At 60.3% G+C, this 17,767-nt stretch carries 14 protein-coding genes; 2 read left to right on the top strand and 12 right to left on the bottom strand.

Going from position 1 to position 17,767, the window contains the following annotated elements:
- Positions 1 to 21 precede the first annotated feature (21 nt).
- A complete protein-coding gene (locus AB7M29_RS06000; protein WP_454246519.1) occupies positions 22 to 1,032 on the top strand; it encodes an extracellular solute-binding protein in 1,011 nt (336 codons plus the stop codon).
- Positions 1,032 to 2,597 carry an ABC transporter permease gene (locus AB7M29_RS05995; protein WP_454246518.1) on the top strand — a complete coding sequence of 522 codons (1,566 nt, stop codon included), beginning with the start codon at positions 1,032 to 1,034 and terminating at the stop codon, positions 2,595 to 2,597. Before AB7M29_RS06000 ends, AB7M29_RS05995 begins: the two co-directional genes overlap by 1 nt.
- A 122-nt stretch (positions 2,598 to 2,719) precedes the next feature.
- On the opposite strand, the gene AB7M29_RS05990 is transcribed toward AB7M29_RS05995, so the two are convergent.
- The 12 genes from AB7M29_RS05990 to AB7M29_RS05935 form a co-directional block, all read right to left on the bottom strand.
- Positions 2,720 to 4,654, bottom strand: coding sequence for a methyl-accepting chemotaxis protein (locus tag AB7M29_RS05990; RefSeq protein ID WP_454246517.1), 1,935 nt, complete (start codon positions 4,652 to 4,654; stop codon positions 2,720 to 2,722).
- A 149-nt stretch (positions 4,655 to 4,803) separates the two neighbouring features.
- Positions 4,804 to 6,093: an adenylosuccinate synthase gene (locus AB7M29_RS05985; protein WP_052965947.1), complete on the bottom strand. Its 1,290-nt coding sequence runs from the start codon at positions 6,091 to 6,093 to the stop codon at positions 4,804 to 4,806.
- Positions 6,094 to 6,147: 54 nt separating this feature from the next.
- Entirely contained in the window at positions 6,148 to 7,335 is a 1,188-nt protein-coding gene (locus tag AB7M29_RS05980; RefSeq protein ID WP_217855575.1) for an ATP phosphoribosyltransferase regulatory subunit, read from the bottom strand.
- 315 nt (positions 7,336 to 7,650) lie between these two features.
- Positions 7,651 to 8,520, bottom strand: coding sequence for a protease modulator HflC (gene hflC / locus AB7M29_RS05975; RefSeq protein WP_038978712.1), 870 nt, complete (start codon positions 8,518 to 8,520; stop codon positions 7,651 to 7,653).
- Entirely contained in the window at positions 8,520 to 9,692 is a 1,173-nt protein-coding gene (gene hflK, locus AB7M29_RS05970) for an FtsH protease activity modulator HflK (protein WP_038978711.1), read from the bottom strand. The genes hflC and hflK overlap by 1 nt, the downstream gene beginning before the upstream one ends.
- Positions 9,693 to 9,788: 96 nt before the next feature.
- Positions 9,789 to 11,090 carry a ribosome rescue GTPase HflX gene (gene hflX, locus AB7M29_RS05965; RefSeq protein WP_008009827.1) on the bottom strand — a complete coding sequence of 434 codons (1,302 nt, stop codon included), beginning with the start codon at positions 11,088 to 11,090 and terminating at the stop codon, positions 9,789 to 9,791.
- Between the two features lie 12 nt (positions 11,091 to 11,102).
- Entirely contained in the window at positions 11,103 to 11,363 is a 261-nt protein-coding gene (gene hfq / locus AB7M29_RS05960; RefSeq protein ID WP_007902656.1) for an RNA chaperone Hfq, read from the bottom strand.
- A gap of 94 nt (positions 11,364 to 11,457) precedes the next feature.
- Complete coding sequence (gene miaA / locus AB7M29_RS05955) at positions 11,458 to 12,429, bottom strand: tRNA (adenosine(37)-N6)-dimethylallyltransferase MiaA (protein ID WP_454246516.1); 972 nt, start codon at positions 12,427 to 12,429, stop codon at positions 11,458 to 11,460.
- Complete coding sequence (gene mutL, locus AB7M29_RS05950; protein ID WP_454246515.1) at positions 12,429 to 14,345, bottom strand: DNA mismatch repair endonuclease MutL; 1,917 nt, start codon at positions 14,343 to 14,345, stop codon at positions 12,429 to 12,431. The genes miaA and mutL overlap by 1 nt, the downstream gene beginning before the upstream one ends.
- Positions 14,342 to 15,769: an N-acetylmuramoyl-L-alanine amidase gene (locus AB7M29_RS05945; protein ID WP_302470493.1), complete on the bottom strand. Its 1,428-nt coding sequence runs from the start codon at positions 15,767 to 15,769 to the stop codon at positions 14,342 to 14,344. Before AB7M29_RS05945 ends, mutL begins: the two co-directional genes overlap by 4 nt.
- On the bottom strand, positions 15,770 to 16,240 hold the full coding sequence (gene tsaE, locus AB7M29_RS05940) for a tRNA (adenosine(37)-N6)-threonylcarbamoyltransferase complex ATPase subunit type 1 TsaE (RefSeq protein WP_217855565.1): 471 nt from the start codon (positions 16,238 to 16,240) through the stop codon (positions 15,770 to 15,772).
- Positions 16,228 to 17,727 carry an NAD(P)H-hydrate dehydratase gene (locus tag AB7M29_RS05935; RefSeq protein ID WP_454246514.1) on the bottom strand — a complete coding sequence of 500 codons (1,500 nt, stop codon included), beginning with the start codon at positions 17,725 to 17,727 and terminating at the stop codon, positions 16,228 to 16,230. The genes tsaE and AB7M29_RS05935 overlap by 13 nt, the downstream gene beginning before the upstream one ends.
- Between the last annotated feature and the right edge of the window lie 40 nt (positions 17,728 to 17,767).

The following is a 17,767-nucleotide window of genomic DNA, read 5'->3' as shown; positions in this document are numbered from 1 at the left end:
CAACAGTGAGGAACCCTGCGAATGATGTTTCGAAATACCCTGCGCCGCAGCCTGACCATCACCCTGCTCGGCCTGACACTCGCCACTCCCCTCACCCAAGCCGCCGATCCGGTTTCCCTGACACTCTACAACGGCCAACACAAGGAAGTCGGCGACGCCGTCGCCAAAGCCTTCGAAGCCAAGACCGGGATTCACGTCAATGTGCGCAAGGGCAGCAGCAACCAGCTCGCCAGCCAGGTCGTCGAAGAAGGCGATCGCTCCCCCGCCGACGTGATCTACACCGAAGAATCCCCACCGTTGAACAAGCTCGGCGAACAAGGCCTGCTGGCCCAGACCGACGCCGCTACCCTCGCCGTTCTGCCAAAGGACTACATTGCTGGCAACGGCACCTGGATCGGTATCACTGCGCGAGTCCGCGTGGTTGCGTTCAATCCCAAGTTGATCGATGAAAAAGACCTGCCCAAGTCGGTAATGGAATTCTCCGATCCGAAATGGCAAGGCAAAGTTGGCTTCGTTCCAACCAGTGGCGCGTTTCAGGAACAAGCCGTAGCAATCATCAAGGTGCACGGCATGGATGCGGCCGAAGAATGGCTGACCGGCCTGCGCGCTTTCGGCAAGACTTACAGCAACAACATGGTCGCGCTGAAGGCTGTGGAAAACGGTGAAGTCGCCACCGTGCTGGTGAACAATTACTACTGGTTCGCCCTGCAACGCGAAAAAGGCCAGCTCGATTCGAAACTGCATTATTTCACCGGCGGTGATGTCGGCGGACTGATCACCGTTTCCAGCGCTGCGGTGCTGAAATCCAGCAAGCATCCGAAGGAAGCCCAACAATTCCTCGCCTACATGGCCAGCGAAGAAGGTCAGCGCGTGATCACCCAGACCACCGCCGAATACCCGCTGCACAAAGGCATGGAATCGGATCGTGGCCTCAAGCCGTTCAGCGAACTGCAAGCGCCGAAAGTCACGCCAGCCGACCTCGGCAACGCCGAAGAAGCCCTGGACCTGGAACGTGACGTTGGCTTGAACTGATGAGCGCATCGTTATCTGCCCCCGCCTTGCGCGGGGGCTACGTGCCACGGCGCAAGCGGCCGTCGATCTGGTTGTTACTGCCGGTTTTGCTGCTGGTGGTGCTCAGCCTGTTGCCACTGGCTTATGTCGGCCTCAAGACCTGGCAGGCCGGCTGGGCCGAGGCGCTGCATCTGTTGTGGCGGCCCTACGTGTTTGGCCTGCTGCGCAATACGCTGGCGCTGATGATCGGCGTCACGCTGGCCTGCAGTGTGATTGGCTTGTCGCTCGCCTGGCTGCTGGAGCGCAGCAATCTTCCGGGGCGACGGCTATGGGGCGTGATCCTGTGCCTGCCGTTCGCGGTGCCGGCGTTTGTCAGCAGCTTCACCTGGGTCTCCCTGAGCGCTCACTTCGAAGGGCTGGGCGGGGCGATCCTGGTGATGACCCTGTCCAAATACCCGCTGATTTTTTTGCCAGTGGCGGCAACCCTGCGCAATCTCGATCCGTCCCTGGAGGAGTCCGCACGAACCCTGGGACAGAATCGCTGGGGCGTGTTCTTTAAAATCACCCTGCCTTTGCTCTGGCCGTCACTGCTGGCCGGTTCGCTGCTGATTGCGCTGCACATGCTGGTGGAGTTCGGCGCACTATCGATCATCGGCCTGCAGACCTTCACAACAGCGATCTACCAACAATTCGAACTGGAATTCAGCAACGCTAACGCAGCGATGCTTTCGGCGGTGCTGCTGGCGCTGTGTCTGGTGCTGCTATGGCTGGAGTTGCGAGTGCGTGGCAAGGGCCGACATGTGCGCACCGGCCAGGGCGCGGCGCGACACGCGCAGCAGGTTCGCCTGGGGCCTTGGGCGACTGCCGGACAACTCTACTGCCTGCTGCTAGCGATCATCGGCAGCGGCATTCCGCTGGGGATGCTGGCGTACTGGCTGATGGTGGGTTCGTCAGCGGCGTTCCCGGTCGCAGCGATCAGCGAGGCATTGCTGTCATCTCTGGCGCTGTCCCTCGGTGGCGCAGCACTGTGCCTGGTGCTGGCGGTGCCGGTGGGATTGTTGGTGGTGCGTCATAAAGGCCGACTGGCAATCTGGGCCGAGCGCCTGCCGTATCTGCTGCATGCACTGCCGGGCTTGGTGATTGCGCTGACCCTGGTGTATTTCGCCCTGCATTATGTGCCGGTGCTGTACCAGACCTCAGCGCTGCTGCTGATTGCTTATGCGCTGTTGTTTCTGCCGCTGGCTCAAGCGCCGATTCGCACCGCGCTGAACAAGGCAGCGCCACAACTGGAAGAGGCCGCACGCACACTGGGAGCGTCGTCCTTCAGCGCGTTTTGTCGGGTGACGCTGCCGATAATCTTCCCAGCCTTGGGGGCAGCGTTTGCGCTGGTGTTTCTGGATGCGATGAAGGAGCTGACAGCGACGCTGCTGCTGAGTCCAACCGGGCTCAATACACTGGCGACGGAAGTCTGGGCGCATACCGCGAATGTGGAGTTCGCGGCGGCGGCGCCTTATGCGGCGTTGTTGATATTGGTGTCGGGGTTGCCGGTTTATTTACTGACGACGCGGATGTATTTGAGCCGTTGAGATAGTCTTCGCGAGCAAGCCCGCTCCCACATTGGATCTGCCTTGATCACGCCATTGGTGAACACCAGAGATCAAAATGTGGGAGCGGGCTTGCTCGCGAAGGGGCCAGCCCAGACACCCCATCAAGCCCTGAACTGCCCCAGGCTCGCCTTCAATTGCGCCGCCAAGCCATCCAGCACTTTGCCGCTGGCCGTAGTCTCCACCACCGCCTGAGCAGCCTTCTCAGCCTGCGCATGAATGGTCTCAACCCGTCCACGCACTGCCTGCGCACCTTGCGCCTGATGCGCCGCGGCCTGGGTCGCCAGACCGATCGCCGCATGCACCTGCTCGACCGACGCCTGCACCGACTGCTGCAACCGCGCACTGTCGCGCAACACCAGCAAACCTTCGCTGGCCTGACGTCCGGCCTGGCCAATCGCTGCAACAGCCTCGCGCGCGCCCTGCTGCAACGCAACGATATGAGCCTGAATGTCGCCGGTTGAGCTCTGAGTCTTGCTCGCCAGTGCCCGCACCTCATCCGCCACCACGGCAAACCCGCGACCGGTCTCGCCGGCACGCGCCGCCTCAATGGCCGCGTTCAATGCCAGCAAGTTGGTTTGTTCGGCGATCCCGTGAATCACAGTCAATACCACTTCAATCTGCTCACTCTGCTGCGCCAGGCGCTCAATGACTTTCGCGCCGGTGTCGACCTGTCCGGCCAACGCTTCGATCAGGCTGCCGACTTTCGCCGAGGTCCGAGTGTTTTCATCCGTGGCCTGACGAATGCCCACCACCTGCTGCAAAGCAGCCTGCATGGCATGGCTTTCAGACTGAGCTTCGTCAGCCATTTGCGACAACGCGCGCAAGCTTTCGGCCACTTCATCACGCTGCATGCCCGCTGCTGCATCCGCACCGGCATTGCGCAGGGTCATGGCACCAATTTCCACGCCGGTACGCTGGGCCACATCGCCCGCCTCCCGCACGATCGGCTGCAACTTATCCACAAAGCGATTGACCGCTGAAGCCATGTCGCCGATCTCATCCTGGCTGTTGATCTGCACACGCTTGGTCAAATCACCCTCACCCGCCGCCAGATCATCCATGGCAGCGATCAGCAGCTTCAAGCGGTTGACCACTCGACGCCCCAGCACCACCGCCAGCAACAGCAGCACACCAAAACCCACCACCGCCAGGCCCATGCCGATGCGCCAGCGCAAAGTCCCCGCCGCTTCCTGCACGGCAGTGGTGGTATTGGCTTTCATTTCAGTGGCGGTGGACTGCGCCGATTGCAGGCGCCCGCGCATCGCCGTTGCGCTGTCAGCGGCCGCGCCTTTGAGGCTGTCACCCACCAGTTGATCGCTGCTGGCGATCAGCGCCGAGAAGCGCTTGTCCAGCGCCGCCAGATCGGTTTCCACGGAAGCGGTCGAAACCCCCATTAGGACCTTGCCGATTTCTACCCCATTGGGGTTGATCGAGGCTTCAAGGTAGTAGACCGACGGATCGTTCTTCGCCGCATCCAGGACCTTGTCCAACGCCCGCTCGCCCTGGCCTTTTTCCAGAAGCGCCTTGTTGATCGGGTTCTCCCGGTTGAGGTAGCGCGTCAGGTGCTGGCCCGTGGCGTCGTCGTAGACCACGAACAACACATTGGGATTACGCTGGGCACGGCGAGCGAATTCGGACAGGGTGGGAATGTCGCTGTCCCACATGGCGCGGGGTGCGACCGAGGCCAGAAGCTGCGCCATGTCGTTGGCCGAATCCTTCAGGTCCTTCTCCAACGTCGTACGCAGTTGCGCCTGCTCGTCCTTCAGACGCGAAGACAGCCCGGCCGTCAGGCGCTGACGGGTACTGGTGGACAGGTTATCCAGGCTCGACGTGACTTCACGCCCTGCCTGCTCAAGTTCACCAGAGAGCTTTTGGCTGTCGGCGTCCAGGCGCATACCCAAATCAGCTTCCAGCGCAGTCACTGTGCTCCGGGTCAGAGCGACAGCCACCAGCACCTGCACCAAAAGGGCGATACCAAGGGTAACGAACACGGGCCGCAAGAGACGGCTTTGTAACAGTGAGAGAACGGCCGACACTAAAAATCCCTCTGCTTTGACGCCATCAAATTGATAGCACGTCAGAAACGATGCTTTTTCAATGTTCCCAGCAAAGGTCATGCCGTTCGACAGGCATAAACGACAAAGGCCCCAATTAAGGGGCCTTCGTGTTTTACATCAACGACTTATTAAGCGAACGGGTGACGCAGAACGATGGTTTCGTTGCGGTCCGGGCCCGTCGAAATAATGTCGATCGGCGCACCGATCAGCTCTTCAACGCGCTTGATGTAAGCACGGGCGTTAGCTGGCAGCTCTTCCAGAGTTTTGGCACCCACGGTCGACTCTGTCCAGCCCAGCACTTCTTCGTACACCGGCTGCAGGCCCATGTAGCTGTCAGCGTCAGTCGGGGCAACGTCCTTACCTTCTGCATCTTTGTAGCCGACGCAGATGTTAATGGTTTCCAGACCGTCGAGTACATCCAGCTTGGTCAGGCAGATGCCCGAGATGCTGTTCACATCGATAGCGCGGCGCAGGATAACGGCGTCAAACCAGCCACAACGACGAGCACGGCCGGTAGTCGCGCCGAACTCGTGACCTTGTTTAGCCAGGTGCGCACCGACTTCGTCGAACAGCTCAGTCGGGAATGGACCCGAACCTACACGTGTGGTGTAAGCCTTGGTGATACCCAGGATGTAGTCCAGGAACATAGGACCAACGCCCGAACCGGTAGCAACGCCGCCAGCGGTGGTGTTAGAGCTGGTCACGTACGGGTAGGTGCCGTGGTCGATGTCCAGCAACGAACCTTGGGCGCCTTCGAACATGATGTCTTTGCCAGCACGACGCAGGTTGTGCAGCTCGGCAGTCACGTCCAGCATCAGCGGCTTGAGCAGTTCAGCGTATTCTTTGCACTCGGCCAGGGTCTTGTCGAAGTCAATGGCTGGTTCTTTATAGAAACCGACCAACATGAAGTTGTGGTATTCCACCAGTTCACGCAGCTTGGCTTCAAAGCGCGGCATGTTGAGCAGATCACCTACGCGCAGACCGCGACGGGCAACCTTGTCTTCGTAAGCCGGGCCGATGCCGCGACCGGTAGTACCGATCTTCAGCTCGCCACGGGCCTTTTCACGGGCCTGGTCCAGCGCTACGTGGTAGGACAGGATCAGCGGGCAGGACGGGCTGATACGCAGGCGCTCGCGCACCGGTACGCCTTTCTCTTCCAGCTTGATGATTTCCCGCAGCAGAGCGTCGGGTGCAACCACCACACCGTTACCGATCAGGCACTGCACGCCTTCGCGCAGCACGCCCGACGGGATCAGGTGCAAGACGGTTTTTTCGCCGTCGATCACCAGGGTGTGGCCAGCGTTGTGACCACCTTGGTAGCGCACTACGGCGGCAGCATGTTCGGTCAGCAGATCAACGATCTTGCCTTTGCCCTCATCACCCCATTGGGTGCCCAGGACTACGACATTCTTACCCATAACACTTGTCCTCATTCGCGCAAACTTGGTGCCGGCGGCGGCCGGCAGGAAAACTCAAGAAGCCAGCGGCAATACTTGCCAAAGCCCGTTCTGCTGAATCAATTGCCGGTCGCAGTCCGCTTCACGGGCGGCGGCCAAAAGTTGCCCAGGCAATGCCTGAACGACACGCTGACCCTCACTGCGCAACTGGCAAACCTGCTGCCAGAGAGCTGCATCCGTACTGTCAGGCATCCAGATACCGCCAGACGGTAGCTCGATTTCAGCACGCCCCAGGGTCACCAGGGTTTTCAAATCGGTAGAGAAACCAGTTGCCGGACGGGCACGACCGAAGTCGGCACCGATGTCGTCGTAACGACCGCCCTGAGCAATGGACTGGCCAACACCCGGTACGAACACGGCGAACACTACACCGGTGTGGTAGTGGTAGCCGCGCAACTCGCCCAGGTCGAAATACAGCGGTAATTCCGGGAAACGCGTGGACAGACGCTCGGCAATTGCCAGCAAATCGTCCAGGGCCGCCAGCACGGGTCCCGGCGCATTGGCCAGACGCTCACGCGCTGCGCTCAACACTTCACGACCGCCACACAGGTCGACCAACGCTCGCAGCATGCCCGACAGATCGGCAGGCAGGCCTTCGGTCAAGGTAATGACCTCGTCGATGGCTTTACGTTGCAACGCATCGAACAACTGTTGCTCGACTTCGCCGGACAAACCGGCGGCGCGGGCCAGGCCGCGGTAGATACCGACATGGCCGAGGTCCATGTGCACATCCGGCACATCGGCCAGTTGCAGCATGGCCAGCATCAGGCTGATGACTTCCACGTCGCTGCTCGGGCTGGCATCGCCGTACAACTCGGCACCCAGTTGAATCGGGCTGCGTGAGGACGACAAGGCGCGCGGCTGAGCATGCAGCACGCTACCGGCATAACACAGACGGCTCGGACCTTCGCGACGCAGGGTGTGCGCATCGATGCGCGCCACTTGCGGCGTGATGTCGGCACGGAAACCCATCTGCCGGCCCGACTGCGGGTCGATGACCTTGAAGGTACGCAGATCAAGATCCGAACCCGCGCCGGTCAGCAGGGATTCCAGGTACTCGATATGGGGAGTCACGACAAACTCGTAACCCCAGCTCTGGAACAGATCCAACACCTGGCGACGCGCTACTTCAATGCGCGCAGCTTCTGGTGGCAGTACTTCTTCGATGCCATCTGGCAGCAGCCAGCGGTCTACCGTTGCCATTACGCCATTCCCCTATGATCCGGGCGACAAGCCTTTGGGCGAGCCTTGAGTGAAGCAGAAAATGATCGGCTCATGTGCAAACCACGCGCATGAACAACGGGGCGAAAAGCCTGAAATCGGCTTCGCCAACCATTTTCCTCGAAAAACCTGTCGAGTCATTCAACTCGGGCGCCTGCATAAAAACAGCAATCAAACGTGCAGACGCAAAAAAGCCGGGAATTTCCCGGCTGCCGCATCATACACACGTTTTCCCAAAGGATCACCCCGCCCGAGGCTTTAGCCGCCAGGCGGGGGATGATTCAGGTCAACGCCGCATCAAGGCTTGGCTTTTTCCAGGTAACGGAAGAAGTCGCTGCCCGGGTCCAGGACCATGACGTCGGATTTGTTCGCGAAGCTTTCACGGTAGGCACGCAGGCTACGGTAGAACGCGTAGAACTCCTGATCCTGGCCGTATGCCTTGGAGTAGATCGCAGCAGCCTGGGCGTCACCGTCACCGCGAACCTCTTCGGACTCACGATAGGCTTCAGCCAGCAGCACGCGGCGTTGACGGTCGGCGTCGGCACGGATGCCTTCAGCCAGCTCGTTACCCTTGGCGCGGTGCTCGCGAGCTTCACGCTCACGTTCGGTGCTCATACGTTCGAACACGCTGCGGTTCACTTCCTTCGGCAGGTCGATGGTTTTGACCCGGACATCGACAACTTCGATGCCCAGCTCTTTTTCCGCCATCTTGTTCAGCGAATTGGTGATGTCAGCCATCAGCGCATCACGCTCACCGGACACTACTTCGTGCAGGGTGCGCTTACCGAACTGGTCACGCAGGCCCGATTCCAGACGACGGGAAAGACGCTCGTCGGCAATCTGCTTGAGGCCGGAAGTCGCGGTGTAGAAGCGCTCGGCATCTTTCACACGCCACTTGGCGTAGGCATCGACCATTACGGCTTTCTTTTCCAGCGTCAGGAAGCGCTGTGTCGGTGCATCCAGTGTCATCAGACGCGCGTCGAATTTGCGCACCTTGTTCACGTAAGGCACTTTCACATGCAGGCCCGGCTGAACATCGGCCTGGACCACGCGACCGAACTGCAGCATCACCGCGCGCTCGGTCTGAGCCACGATGTAGAAGCAGTTCCAGGCAACGATCGCCACGACGACGCCGATAATAAGGGCGATCAGCGATTTATTGCTCATCAGCGACTCTCCCTGGTACGTGCTTGCTGTTGCTGCAGATCAGCTGCTGCACGCGCATTCACTTCATTACTGCTGGCTGCTGCGCCGGTCACCGGAGCACCGGGGCTGCGGCCACTGTCGATCATCTTGTCCAGCGGCAAGTACAGCAGATTGTTCTGGCCATCCTTGTTGCCGGTCACGAGAACCTTGCTGGTGTTGCTGAAGATTTCCTGCATGGTGTCCAGGTACAGACGCTGGCGGGTGACTTCAGGGGCCTTGCGATACTCGGCTACCAGCTTGGTGAAGCGATCGGCCTCACCCTTGGCGCGGGAGACGGTCTCGTCGCGGTAACCGTTGGCATCCTCGAGGATGCGCTGGGCCTGACCACGGGCTTCCGGCACGACACCGTTGGCGTAGGTTTCAGCCTGGTTGCGCGAACGCTGCTCGTCTTCACGGGCGCGGATCACGTCATCGAAGGCTTCCTGAACTTCACGCGGTGCAGCTGCGCTCTGTACGTTGACCTGGGTGACGGTGATACCGGTGCGATAGGTATCGAGGAAGCGTTGCAGACGCTCCTTGATTTCGCTGGCCATCAATTCACGACCTTCGGTCAGCACCTGATCCATGGCGGTAGAACCCACCACGTGACGCAAGGCACTGTCGGTCGCATGTTGCAGGCTGATTTCCGGCTGATCGACGTTCAGCACGAAGTCTTGCAGGTTGCTGATCTTGTACTGCACGGTCAGCGGCACTTCGACGATGTTTTCGTCTTCAGTCAGCATTTGACCCTGCTTGGTATAGGCACGCTCACGCGTGACGTTTTCCATGTACTTGCGATCGATCGGCGGGAAATAGATGTTCAGGCCCGGGCCGACGGTTTCATAGTATTTGCCGAAGCGCAGCACTACAGCTTGCTCCTGCTCGTCGACCACGTAGACAGCGCTGTACAGCCACACAGCCGCCAGCACGACCAGGCCGATGCCGAGCAGGCCGCCGAAGCCGCCACTCTTGCCCGAACCACCGCCCTCGTCACCGCGTTTTTTACCACCACCGAACAACCCGTTCAGGCTTTCCTGCAGCTTTCGGAAGGCCTCGTCGAGATCCGGTGGTCCCTTGCGGTCGCCGTTATTGCGGCGCTTGCCACCCCAAGGATCCTGATTATTCGAGTTGCCACCCGGCTCATTCCAAGCCATAGCGCTCTCCATCTGATAAAGCAAAGACGCACCCACGGCGCGCCGACCAATGCTACAGAATGCCTGTCACCACGGCACAACCGCTTTCTCAGGCTTTTATTGCAAAGTGTGTTGCTCGATGAATTCCATCGGCTGCAGACCTTCACGGCTCACGAGTCGATTCAATTCGATTCGTGGCAAGCGTACAGCCAGCAAGCTGATGCCTTCTTCGTCGTGTTCTTCTTTTTGCACCGCACCGAGTTCGAAAAACTGCGCACGCAGTCGAGCAAAACGTTGCGGCAAGCGCAAGGTGCCAACAAACAAATCACTGCCTAACAGTTCGGCCACAGCCTGCTTGAGCAGGTCCAGACCGGTACCGTCCTTGGCCGACAACCAGACCCGCTGCGGTTTGCCATCGGCATCGCGCTGGATCTGCGGCTCAACACCCTCGAGCAAATCGAGTTTGTTGTATACCTCAAGGATCGGCAAGTCTTGTGCCCCGATCTCCCCGAGCACCACCATGACCTGTTCAATCTGGGCCATCCGCTCAGGCTCATGCGCATCGATCACGTGCAGCAGCAGGTCGGAGTTGCTCGACTCTTCGAGCGTAGCCCGAAATGCCTCGACCAGTTTGTGCGGCAAGTGGCGAATGAAGCCCACTGTGTCGGCCAGCACGATCGGCCCGAGGTCATCGAGTTCGAGTCGGCGCAGGGTCGGGTCGAGGGTAGCGAATAGCTGGTCGGCGGCGAAGACGTCGGAATCGGTGACCGAGTTGAACAGCGTCGATTTGCCGGCGTTGGTATAACCCACCAGTGAAACCGTCGGAATGTCAGCACGTTTGCGCCCGCGACGAGATTGCTCGCGCTGGCTGCGGACCTTTTCCAGACGCCCCTTGATCTGCCGCAGGCGAACCCGCAACAGGCGTCGGTCGGTTTCCAGCTGGGTTTCACCCGGGCCGCGCAGACCGATACCGCCCTTCTGCCGCTCAAGGTGAGTCCAGCCACGAACCAGCCGCGTACTCATGTGTTCAAGCTGGGCCAGTTCAACCTGGAGCTTGCCTTCATGGGTGCGGGCGCGTTGGGCGAAGATATCGAGAATCAAACCCGTGCGGTCAATCACGCGGCACTCGAAAATACGTTCGAGGTTACGTTCCTGACTGGGCGTGAGGATGTGATTGAAAATCACCAGATCGACCTGTTCGGCGCTGACCAGGTCGCGTAATTCTTCGACCTTGCCACTGCTAATCAGGGTTTTGGCGGTTGGCCGATGACGCGGCACGTTAAAAAACGCGACGGTCTCGGCGCCTGCCGAAATTGCCAACTCCTGAAACTCCTGCGGATCTTCGCGCGCCTCAGGGTCCTGACCATCCAAGTGAACGAGAATTGCCCGTTCACCACCACCGTGGCGCTCAAAGAACAAAGGAGACTCCTATCAGGCGTTACCTGGCTCAGCGTCACCTGCTTCGGATTCGGTTGCGCTAGGCAGACGAATTGGACGAACCGGCACCACTGTAGAGATAGCGTGTTTGTAAACCATTTGGCTAACGGTGTTTTTCAGCAGGATAACGAACTGGTCGAAAGACTCGATCGTGCCTTGCAGTTTGATCCCGTTGACCAGGTAGATGGAAACCCCCACTTTCTCTTTACGTAAAGTATTCAAGTAAGGGTCTTGTAGCGAATGCCCTTTTGACATGTGCCGCACTCCTTTAAGGATTCAATATAAAAAATAGGTAAACAAATGGCTTGGGGCCGTCACACCCCCAAGGATAGACGGCAATTGCAAGGACTCAGCTCAATATGGAGATGGTCCCAAGGTATTTCAAGGCGCGCGGCAGATTGTCGCAATCGAGGCTGTCCAACCAGTGTAAATCAGCCCAACTGCGTAGCCAGGTGAACTGGCGCTTTGCCAATTGGCGCGTGGCAATGATTCCACGCTCCTGCATCTCGGCTTGCGTCAGCTTGCCATCCAGGTAATCCCAGACTTGTCGATAACCCACAGCACGTATAGACGGCAACCCTGAATGCAGGTCACCTCTATCTCGCAGGGCTACGACCTCTTCGATGAATCCCTGTTCCAACATATTTGTGAATCTTTGTTTAATACGCTCGTGCAGTACCTGGCGATTTGCCGGAGCGATGGCCAAGTTCGCGACAGTATAGGGCAATTGTTGCAGTCCCGAAGCGGCTGCTTCAGTACTTTGCGCAGATTGTCGCAAGCGTAGCTCAGTCATGCTCTGACCACTGACGCGATAAACTTCCAGCGCTCGACTGAGGCGCTGTGGATCGTTCGGATGAATTCGCGCTGCGGATTGCGGATCGATGATCGCCAATTGATCGTGCAGGGCTTGCCAGCCAAGGCGTGCAGCCTCTTCTTCAATTTGCGCGCGCACGTCCGGATCGGCCGCCGGCATGTCGGCCAGACCTTCGAGCAAAGCCTTGTAGTAGAGCATTGTGCCGCCTACCAGCAGCGGAATTTTGCCCCGCGCGGTGATCTCGGCCATGGCCTGGAGCGCATCACGACGAAAATCAGCAGCCGAATAACTTTCGACCGGGTCGAGAATATCGATCAATCGATGCGGGAATTCGGCCAGAATTTCTTTGGAAGGCTTGGCGGTGCCAATGTCCATGCCACGGTAAACCAGCGCCGAATCGACGCTGATCAGCTCGCAAGGCAGGACCTTGGTGAGTTCGATGGCCAGGTCGGTCTTGCCGGCAGCCGTCGGCCCCATCAGGAAAATCGCAGGAGGGAGCTGGCTCATCAACGACCGCGCAAAAACAGTTTGTCCAGATCGTCCAGGCCCAATTGGGTCCAGGTCGGTCGGCCATGGTTGCATTGACCGCTGCGTTCGGTGTTTTCCATGTCCCGCAGCAGACCGTTCATTTCCGGCAAGGCCAGTCGCCGATTCGCGCGAATCGCGCCGTGGCAGGCCATGGTGCCGAGCAGTTCGTTCAGGTGTGCCTGAATCCGGTCGCTGGTGCCGTATTCCATCAAATCCGCCAGAACATCGCTGACCAATCGATTGGCTTCCGCCTGTTTCAGCAGTGCGGGGATTTGCCGGATCGCCAGCGACTCCGGGCCAAGACGCTGCAACTCAAAGCCCAGCCGCTGGAACCACGCGACGTGTTCTTCGGCACAATCGGCTTCGCGCTGACTGACCGCCAACGACTCTGGCACCAACAGCGGCTGACCACTCAGGCCTTCGCTGGCCATCGCGATTTTCAGGCGTTCGTACATGATTCGCTCGTGGGCGGCGTGCATGTCCACCAGCACCAGGCCCTGGGCGTTTTCCGAAAGAATATAGATGCCCTTGAGCTGCGCCAACGCGTAACCCAGCGGCGGAATATCGTCCTGGCCGGCCGGGAGCGCTACCGCATTGGCTTCGGGCAACGGCGCGAAGAACTCACGGTAGGCCGCCTGAGCTTCGGCGACGGGTACGCCGGACTGAGGCCGTGGCGTGTACTGATACTGATACTGATAACCGGCACCAGCGCCGGAGCCCGCCGTCGTATTAAAGGAAGGTTGGGCCTGAGGCTGTTCCAGCAGCGCATTGGCCGCCAGACGCATTTCGCCCTGCGGACCGAACTCACCGGCGTCGAGCCCGGTGGGCCGGACAATGGCCGTCGCGACAGGCGCGGCCAGATGATCTTCCGGCCGCACATCGCCGAGGGCGCGGTGCAAAGTGCCATAGAGGAAATCGTGAACCATGCGCCCGTCACGGAAGCGTACTTCGTGCTTGGTCGGGTGCACGTTGACGTCGACGCCCGCCGGATCGACTTCGAAAAACAGCACGAACGTCGGATGCCGACCGTTGAACAGCACGTCGCGATAAGCCTGGCGCACCGCGTGGGCCACCAGTTTGTCGCGCACCGCGCGGCCATTCACAAAGAAGTACTGCAAGTCCGCCTGGCTGCGGTTAAAGGTCGGCAACCCGACCCACCCCCACAGATGCAGGCCATTGCGCTCGATTTCGATCGGCAGCGCCTGCTCCAGAAAACCCGCCCCGCAGATCGCCGCCACACGCCGGGCGCGGGCCGCGTCATCGTGGGCTTCGTGCAGGCTGAGGATGGTTTTGCCATTGTGGCGCAAATGGAACGCCACATCGAACCGCGCCAGCGCCAGACGCTTGATCACTTCTTGCAGGTGATCGAATTCGGTTTTTTCAGTCTTGAGAAACTTGCGGCGCGCCGGGGTGTTGAAGAACAAATCGCGCACTTCCACCGAAGTCCCCACCGGATGGGCCGCCGGTTGCACGCGAGGCGCCATGTCCCGGCCTTCGGTTTCCACCTGCCAGGCCTGATCGGCATCGCGAGTGCGGGACGTCAGGGTCAGACGCGCCACGGAGCTGATGGACGCCAGCGCCTCACCACGAAAGCCCAGGCTCATCACCTGTTCGAGGTCTTCCAGATTGCGAATCTTGCTGGTGGCGTGACGGGCCAGGGCCAGGGGCAGGTCATCTGCAGAAATGCCGCTGCCATCGTCGCGCACCCGCAGCAGCTTGACGCCGCCCTGCTCCACATCGACATCGATGCGTTTGGCGCCGGAGTCGAGGCTGTTTTCCAGCAACTCCTTGATCACCGAGGCCGGGCGTTCAACCACTTCACCGGCGGCGATCTGGTTCGCCAGCCGCGGGCTGAGCAGCTCGATCCGCGCAGTGTTGGTCAGCACCTGGTTCATTCTTTGGCCGCCAGTTCAGTGCCGGGAATGGTCAATGTCTGACCAATCTTCAGCTCATCGCTCTTGAGGTTGTTGGCGTTGCGCAAGGTGGCCGGAGACACCTGATAGCGCACGGCGATCATCGCCAGGGTTTCACCGGGGTTCACGCGATGGTCACGCGGGCCCTGGGCGATTTTGCCAGAATCGCGCAGCCAGGCAATGTAGGTGCCCGGCGGTGGATTCTGCTGGAAGAACTGCCGCACACCGCTGCTGATAGAACGCGCCAGCGCCTGCTGGTGGTTCGCTGCGGCAAGCTTGGAAGCTTCGTTGGCGTTGGAGATAAAACCGGTTTCCACCAGGATCGACGGGATGTCCGGCGACTTCAGCACCATGAACCCGGCTTGCTCCACGCGCTGTTTATGCAGCGGCGTGACGCGACCGATGTTGCTCAAGACTTTCTGGCCAACGTTCAGGCTGGATGTCAGGGAAGCGGTCATCGACAGATCGAGCAGCACGCCGGCCAGCATGCGGTCCTTGTCATCGAGGCTGACGTTGCCGGCACCGCCGATCAAGTCGGAACGGTTTTCGCTGTCGGCCAACCAACGGGCAGTCTCCGACGTGGCACCACGGTCAGACAAAGCGAACACCGAGGCACCGAACGCGGCGGCCGAAGGCGCGGCGTCGGCGTGGATCGAAACAAACAGGTCAGCACCCTTCTTGCGGGCGATTTCGGTACGACCGCGCAACGGAATGAAGTAGTCGCCGGTACGCGTCAGTTCGGCGCGGAAGCCTTTCATGCCATTGACCTGACGCTGCAGTTCACGGGCGATCGCCAGTACCACGTCTTTTTCACGCTGACCGCGAGAGCCCGAGGCACCCGGGTCTTCGCCACCGTGGCCGGCGTCGATCACCACAATGATGTCGCGCTTGCCGGCCGGTGCGGGCGGCAGCTTGACCGGCGGATCTACCGGAGTGACCGGCACCGGAGCCACGGTCACGACGTTAGTTGGTACAGGAATTGGCGCGGCATCGGCGGCGTTATCGAACAGGTCGACCACCAAGCGGTTACCGTATTGGGCATTGGGCGCCAAGGTAAAACTTTTCGGCGTGACGGCCTTTTTCAGGTCGATGACCACTCGCAGATCGGTCGGCGTTCGTTGAGCCGAGCGCATTGCGGTGATCGGAGTATTCGAGGTATTGACGTTCAGCGGCGACCCCAGAGAGGCGCCATTGATGTCGATCACCAACCGGTCCGGGGAGGTCAGGGTAAAAACGCTGTGCTGGACAGGCCCTGTCAGGTCAAACACCAGTCGCGTGTTGTCCGGCGCCCGCCACAAGCGAACACTGTTGACCTTCGTCTCGGCCACAGCGTCGACGGTCACCGCCAAAAACAACAATCCTACGGCAGCAACCAACGCGCGAAAGCGCATACCTAACCCCATCATTTAATTGGATTCCAATGCCAAAGCGGCACACCACAACTCGCCACGCGAGCCCTGGGGCAAAATTTTCAGCGAACGCCCGCTGTCTTGCGGGCTAATGGTAATGGTCAGGTCGGGCTTTGGCAAAAAGCCTGCACCATTGCGGGGCCATTCGATCAGGCACAGTGCATCGTCTTCGAAATAGTCGCGGATGCCGAGGTACTCCAGCTCCTCCGGATCGACCAGTCGATACAGGTCGAAATGGAAGGCGCGGATGTCGCCGATCTCGTAGGGTTCAACCAATGTGAACGTCGGACTTTTTACCGCGCCTGTATGTCCCAGGCCACGAATAATGCCCCGGGACAGCGTGGTTTTCCCCGCCCCCAAGTCCCCCTCGAGGAAAATCAGACCGTGCCCTTCAGTGGTTTGTGCGATGCGCGCACCAAACGCAGTCATCGCCTCTTCATCAGCCAGGTACAGGGTTACTTCAGACACGGTGCTTGCTCCTCCAACAACTGACGAATGGCTGGAATCAGATCACTGGCCGCCAGCCCGCGGCCGAATTTACCTTGTTGCTCGCCGGCATTGGCGTGCAGCCAGACCGCAAGGCACGCCGCGTCGTACGCGTCCATGCCCTGAGCGAGCAAGGCGCCGACCAGACCGGCCAGCACATCGCCCAAACCGGCAGATGCCATGGCCGGATGACCCTGATGACACAGCGCCAGACGCCCGTGGGGGCTGGCGATCAAACTACCGGCGCCCTTGAGGATCACCACCGCTGTATATTTTTTGCTCAATGCATGGGCAGCGGCAGGACGATCGACCTGAACATCGGCTGTCGATACCCCCAGTAATCGCGCCGCCTCGCCAGGGTGCGGCGTGATAACACAACCTGCGGGCAAACTCACGCCACCTTCGGCCAACAGGTTCAACGCATCGGCGTCCCAGACTTGCGGCAGCGGCGCATTGGCCGCGGCCGACAATAGACTGCGCCCCCAAGCGGCCTGCCCCAGCCCCGGGCCGACGACCAGCACCGTGACCTTCTCAAGCAGCCCCATCAATTGATTGGCCGACGAAGTGCCGAGCACCATAGCTTCTGGCAAACGCGCCAAGGCGGCTGGAACATGCTCATTGCGGGTGGCCACAGACACCATGCCGGCGCCGCTGCGCAAAGCACTTTGTGCACCGAGCAGGATGGCGCCGCCAAAACCGCGATCACCGCCGATCAACAATACGTGGCCAAATTTGCCTTTGTGGGACGTTGGAGCGCGACCGGTGAGACGCGGCACATTACCGGCCGCCAGGCGACGAGCGCTGACCGTGGCCCCGATAAACGTCTCGGGGGCGGCTTGCAGATCATTGAATACCAAATCGCCGACCACATCCGCAGCGTCACCGGTGAACAGACCCAGCTTCAAACCGATGAACGTCACCGTCAGGTCGGCTCGAACCGCAATGCCGAGTATGCGGCCCGTATCGGCGCACAGCCCCGAGGGGATATCCACCGCCGCAACCGGTAGCCCACTGGCGTTGATCGCGGCAATGGCGCTGGCATACGGCTCGCGTACTTCACCGGTCAGGCCGGTGCCAAGCAAGGCATCCAGCACAATGCCGCGTAATTCGCAGTGCGCGCTCCAGCCTTGAATGGCGACGCCTTCGGCTACTGCCTCGGCATGGGCCGACGCGGCATCGCCCTGCAAACGCCCGGGATCACCGGCGGCCAGCACCCGCACGTGCCAGCCGGCCCGTCGGGCCAGCACGGCCACCAGGTAACCGTCGCCCGCATTATTGCCGTGACCGGCCACCACGCTCAATTCGTGCGCCGTCGGCCAATGACGGACCAGCGCGCGCCAAGTCGCCCGCGCCGCACGCTGCATCAATTCGAAGCCCGGTGTACCGGCCGCAATCAGGCTCGCATCGAGCCCTCGGACTTGCGCGGCGCTATACAGCGCGTCGGGTAATTCATCTTTAGTGTGCGGCATGCGTCTTCAGGCTCCGATGTCTGGCAGAATTATACGCACC

The sequence above is a fragment of the Pseudomonas sp. F-14 TE3623 genome (assembly GCF_053629015.1).
The sequence above is the reverse complement of the archived record's forward strand: the minus strand, read 5'-3'. Positions and strand labels throughout refer to the sequence as shown.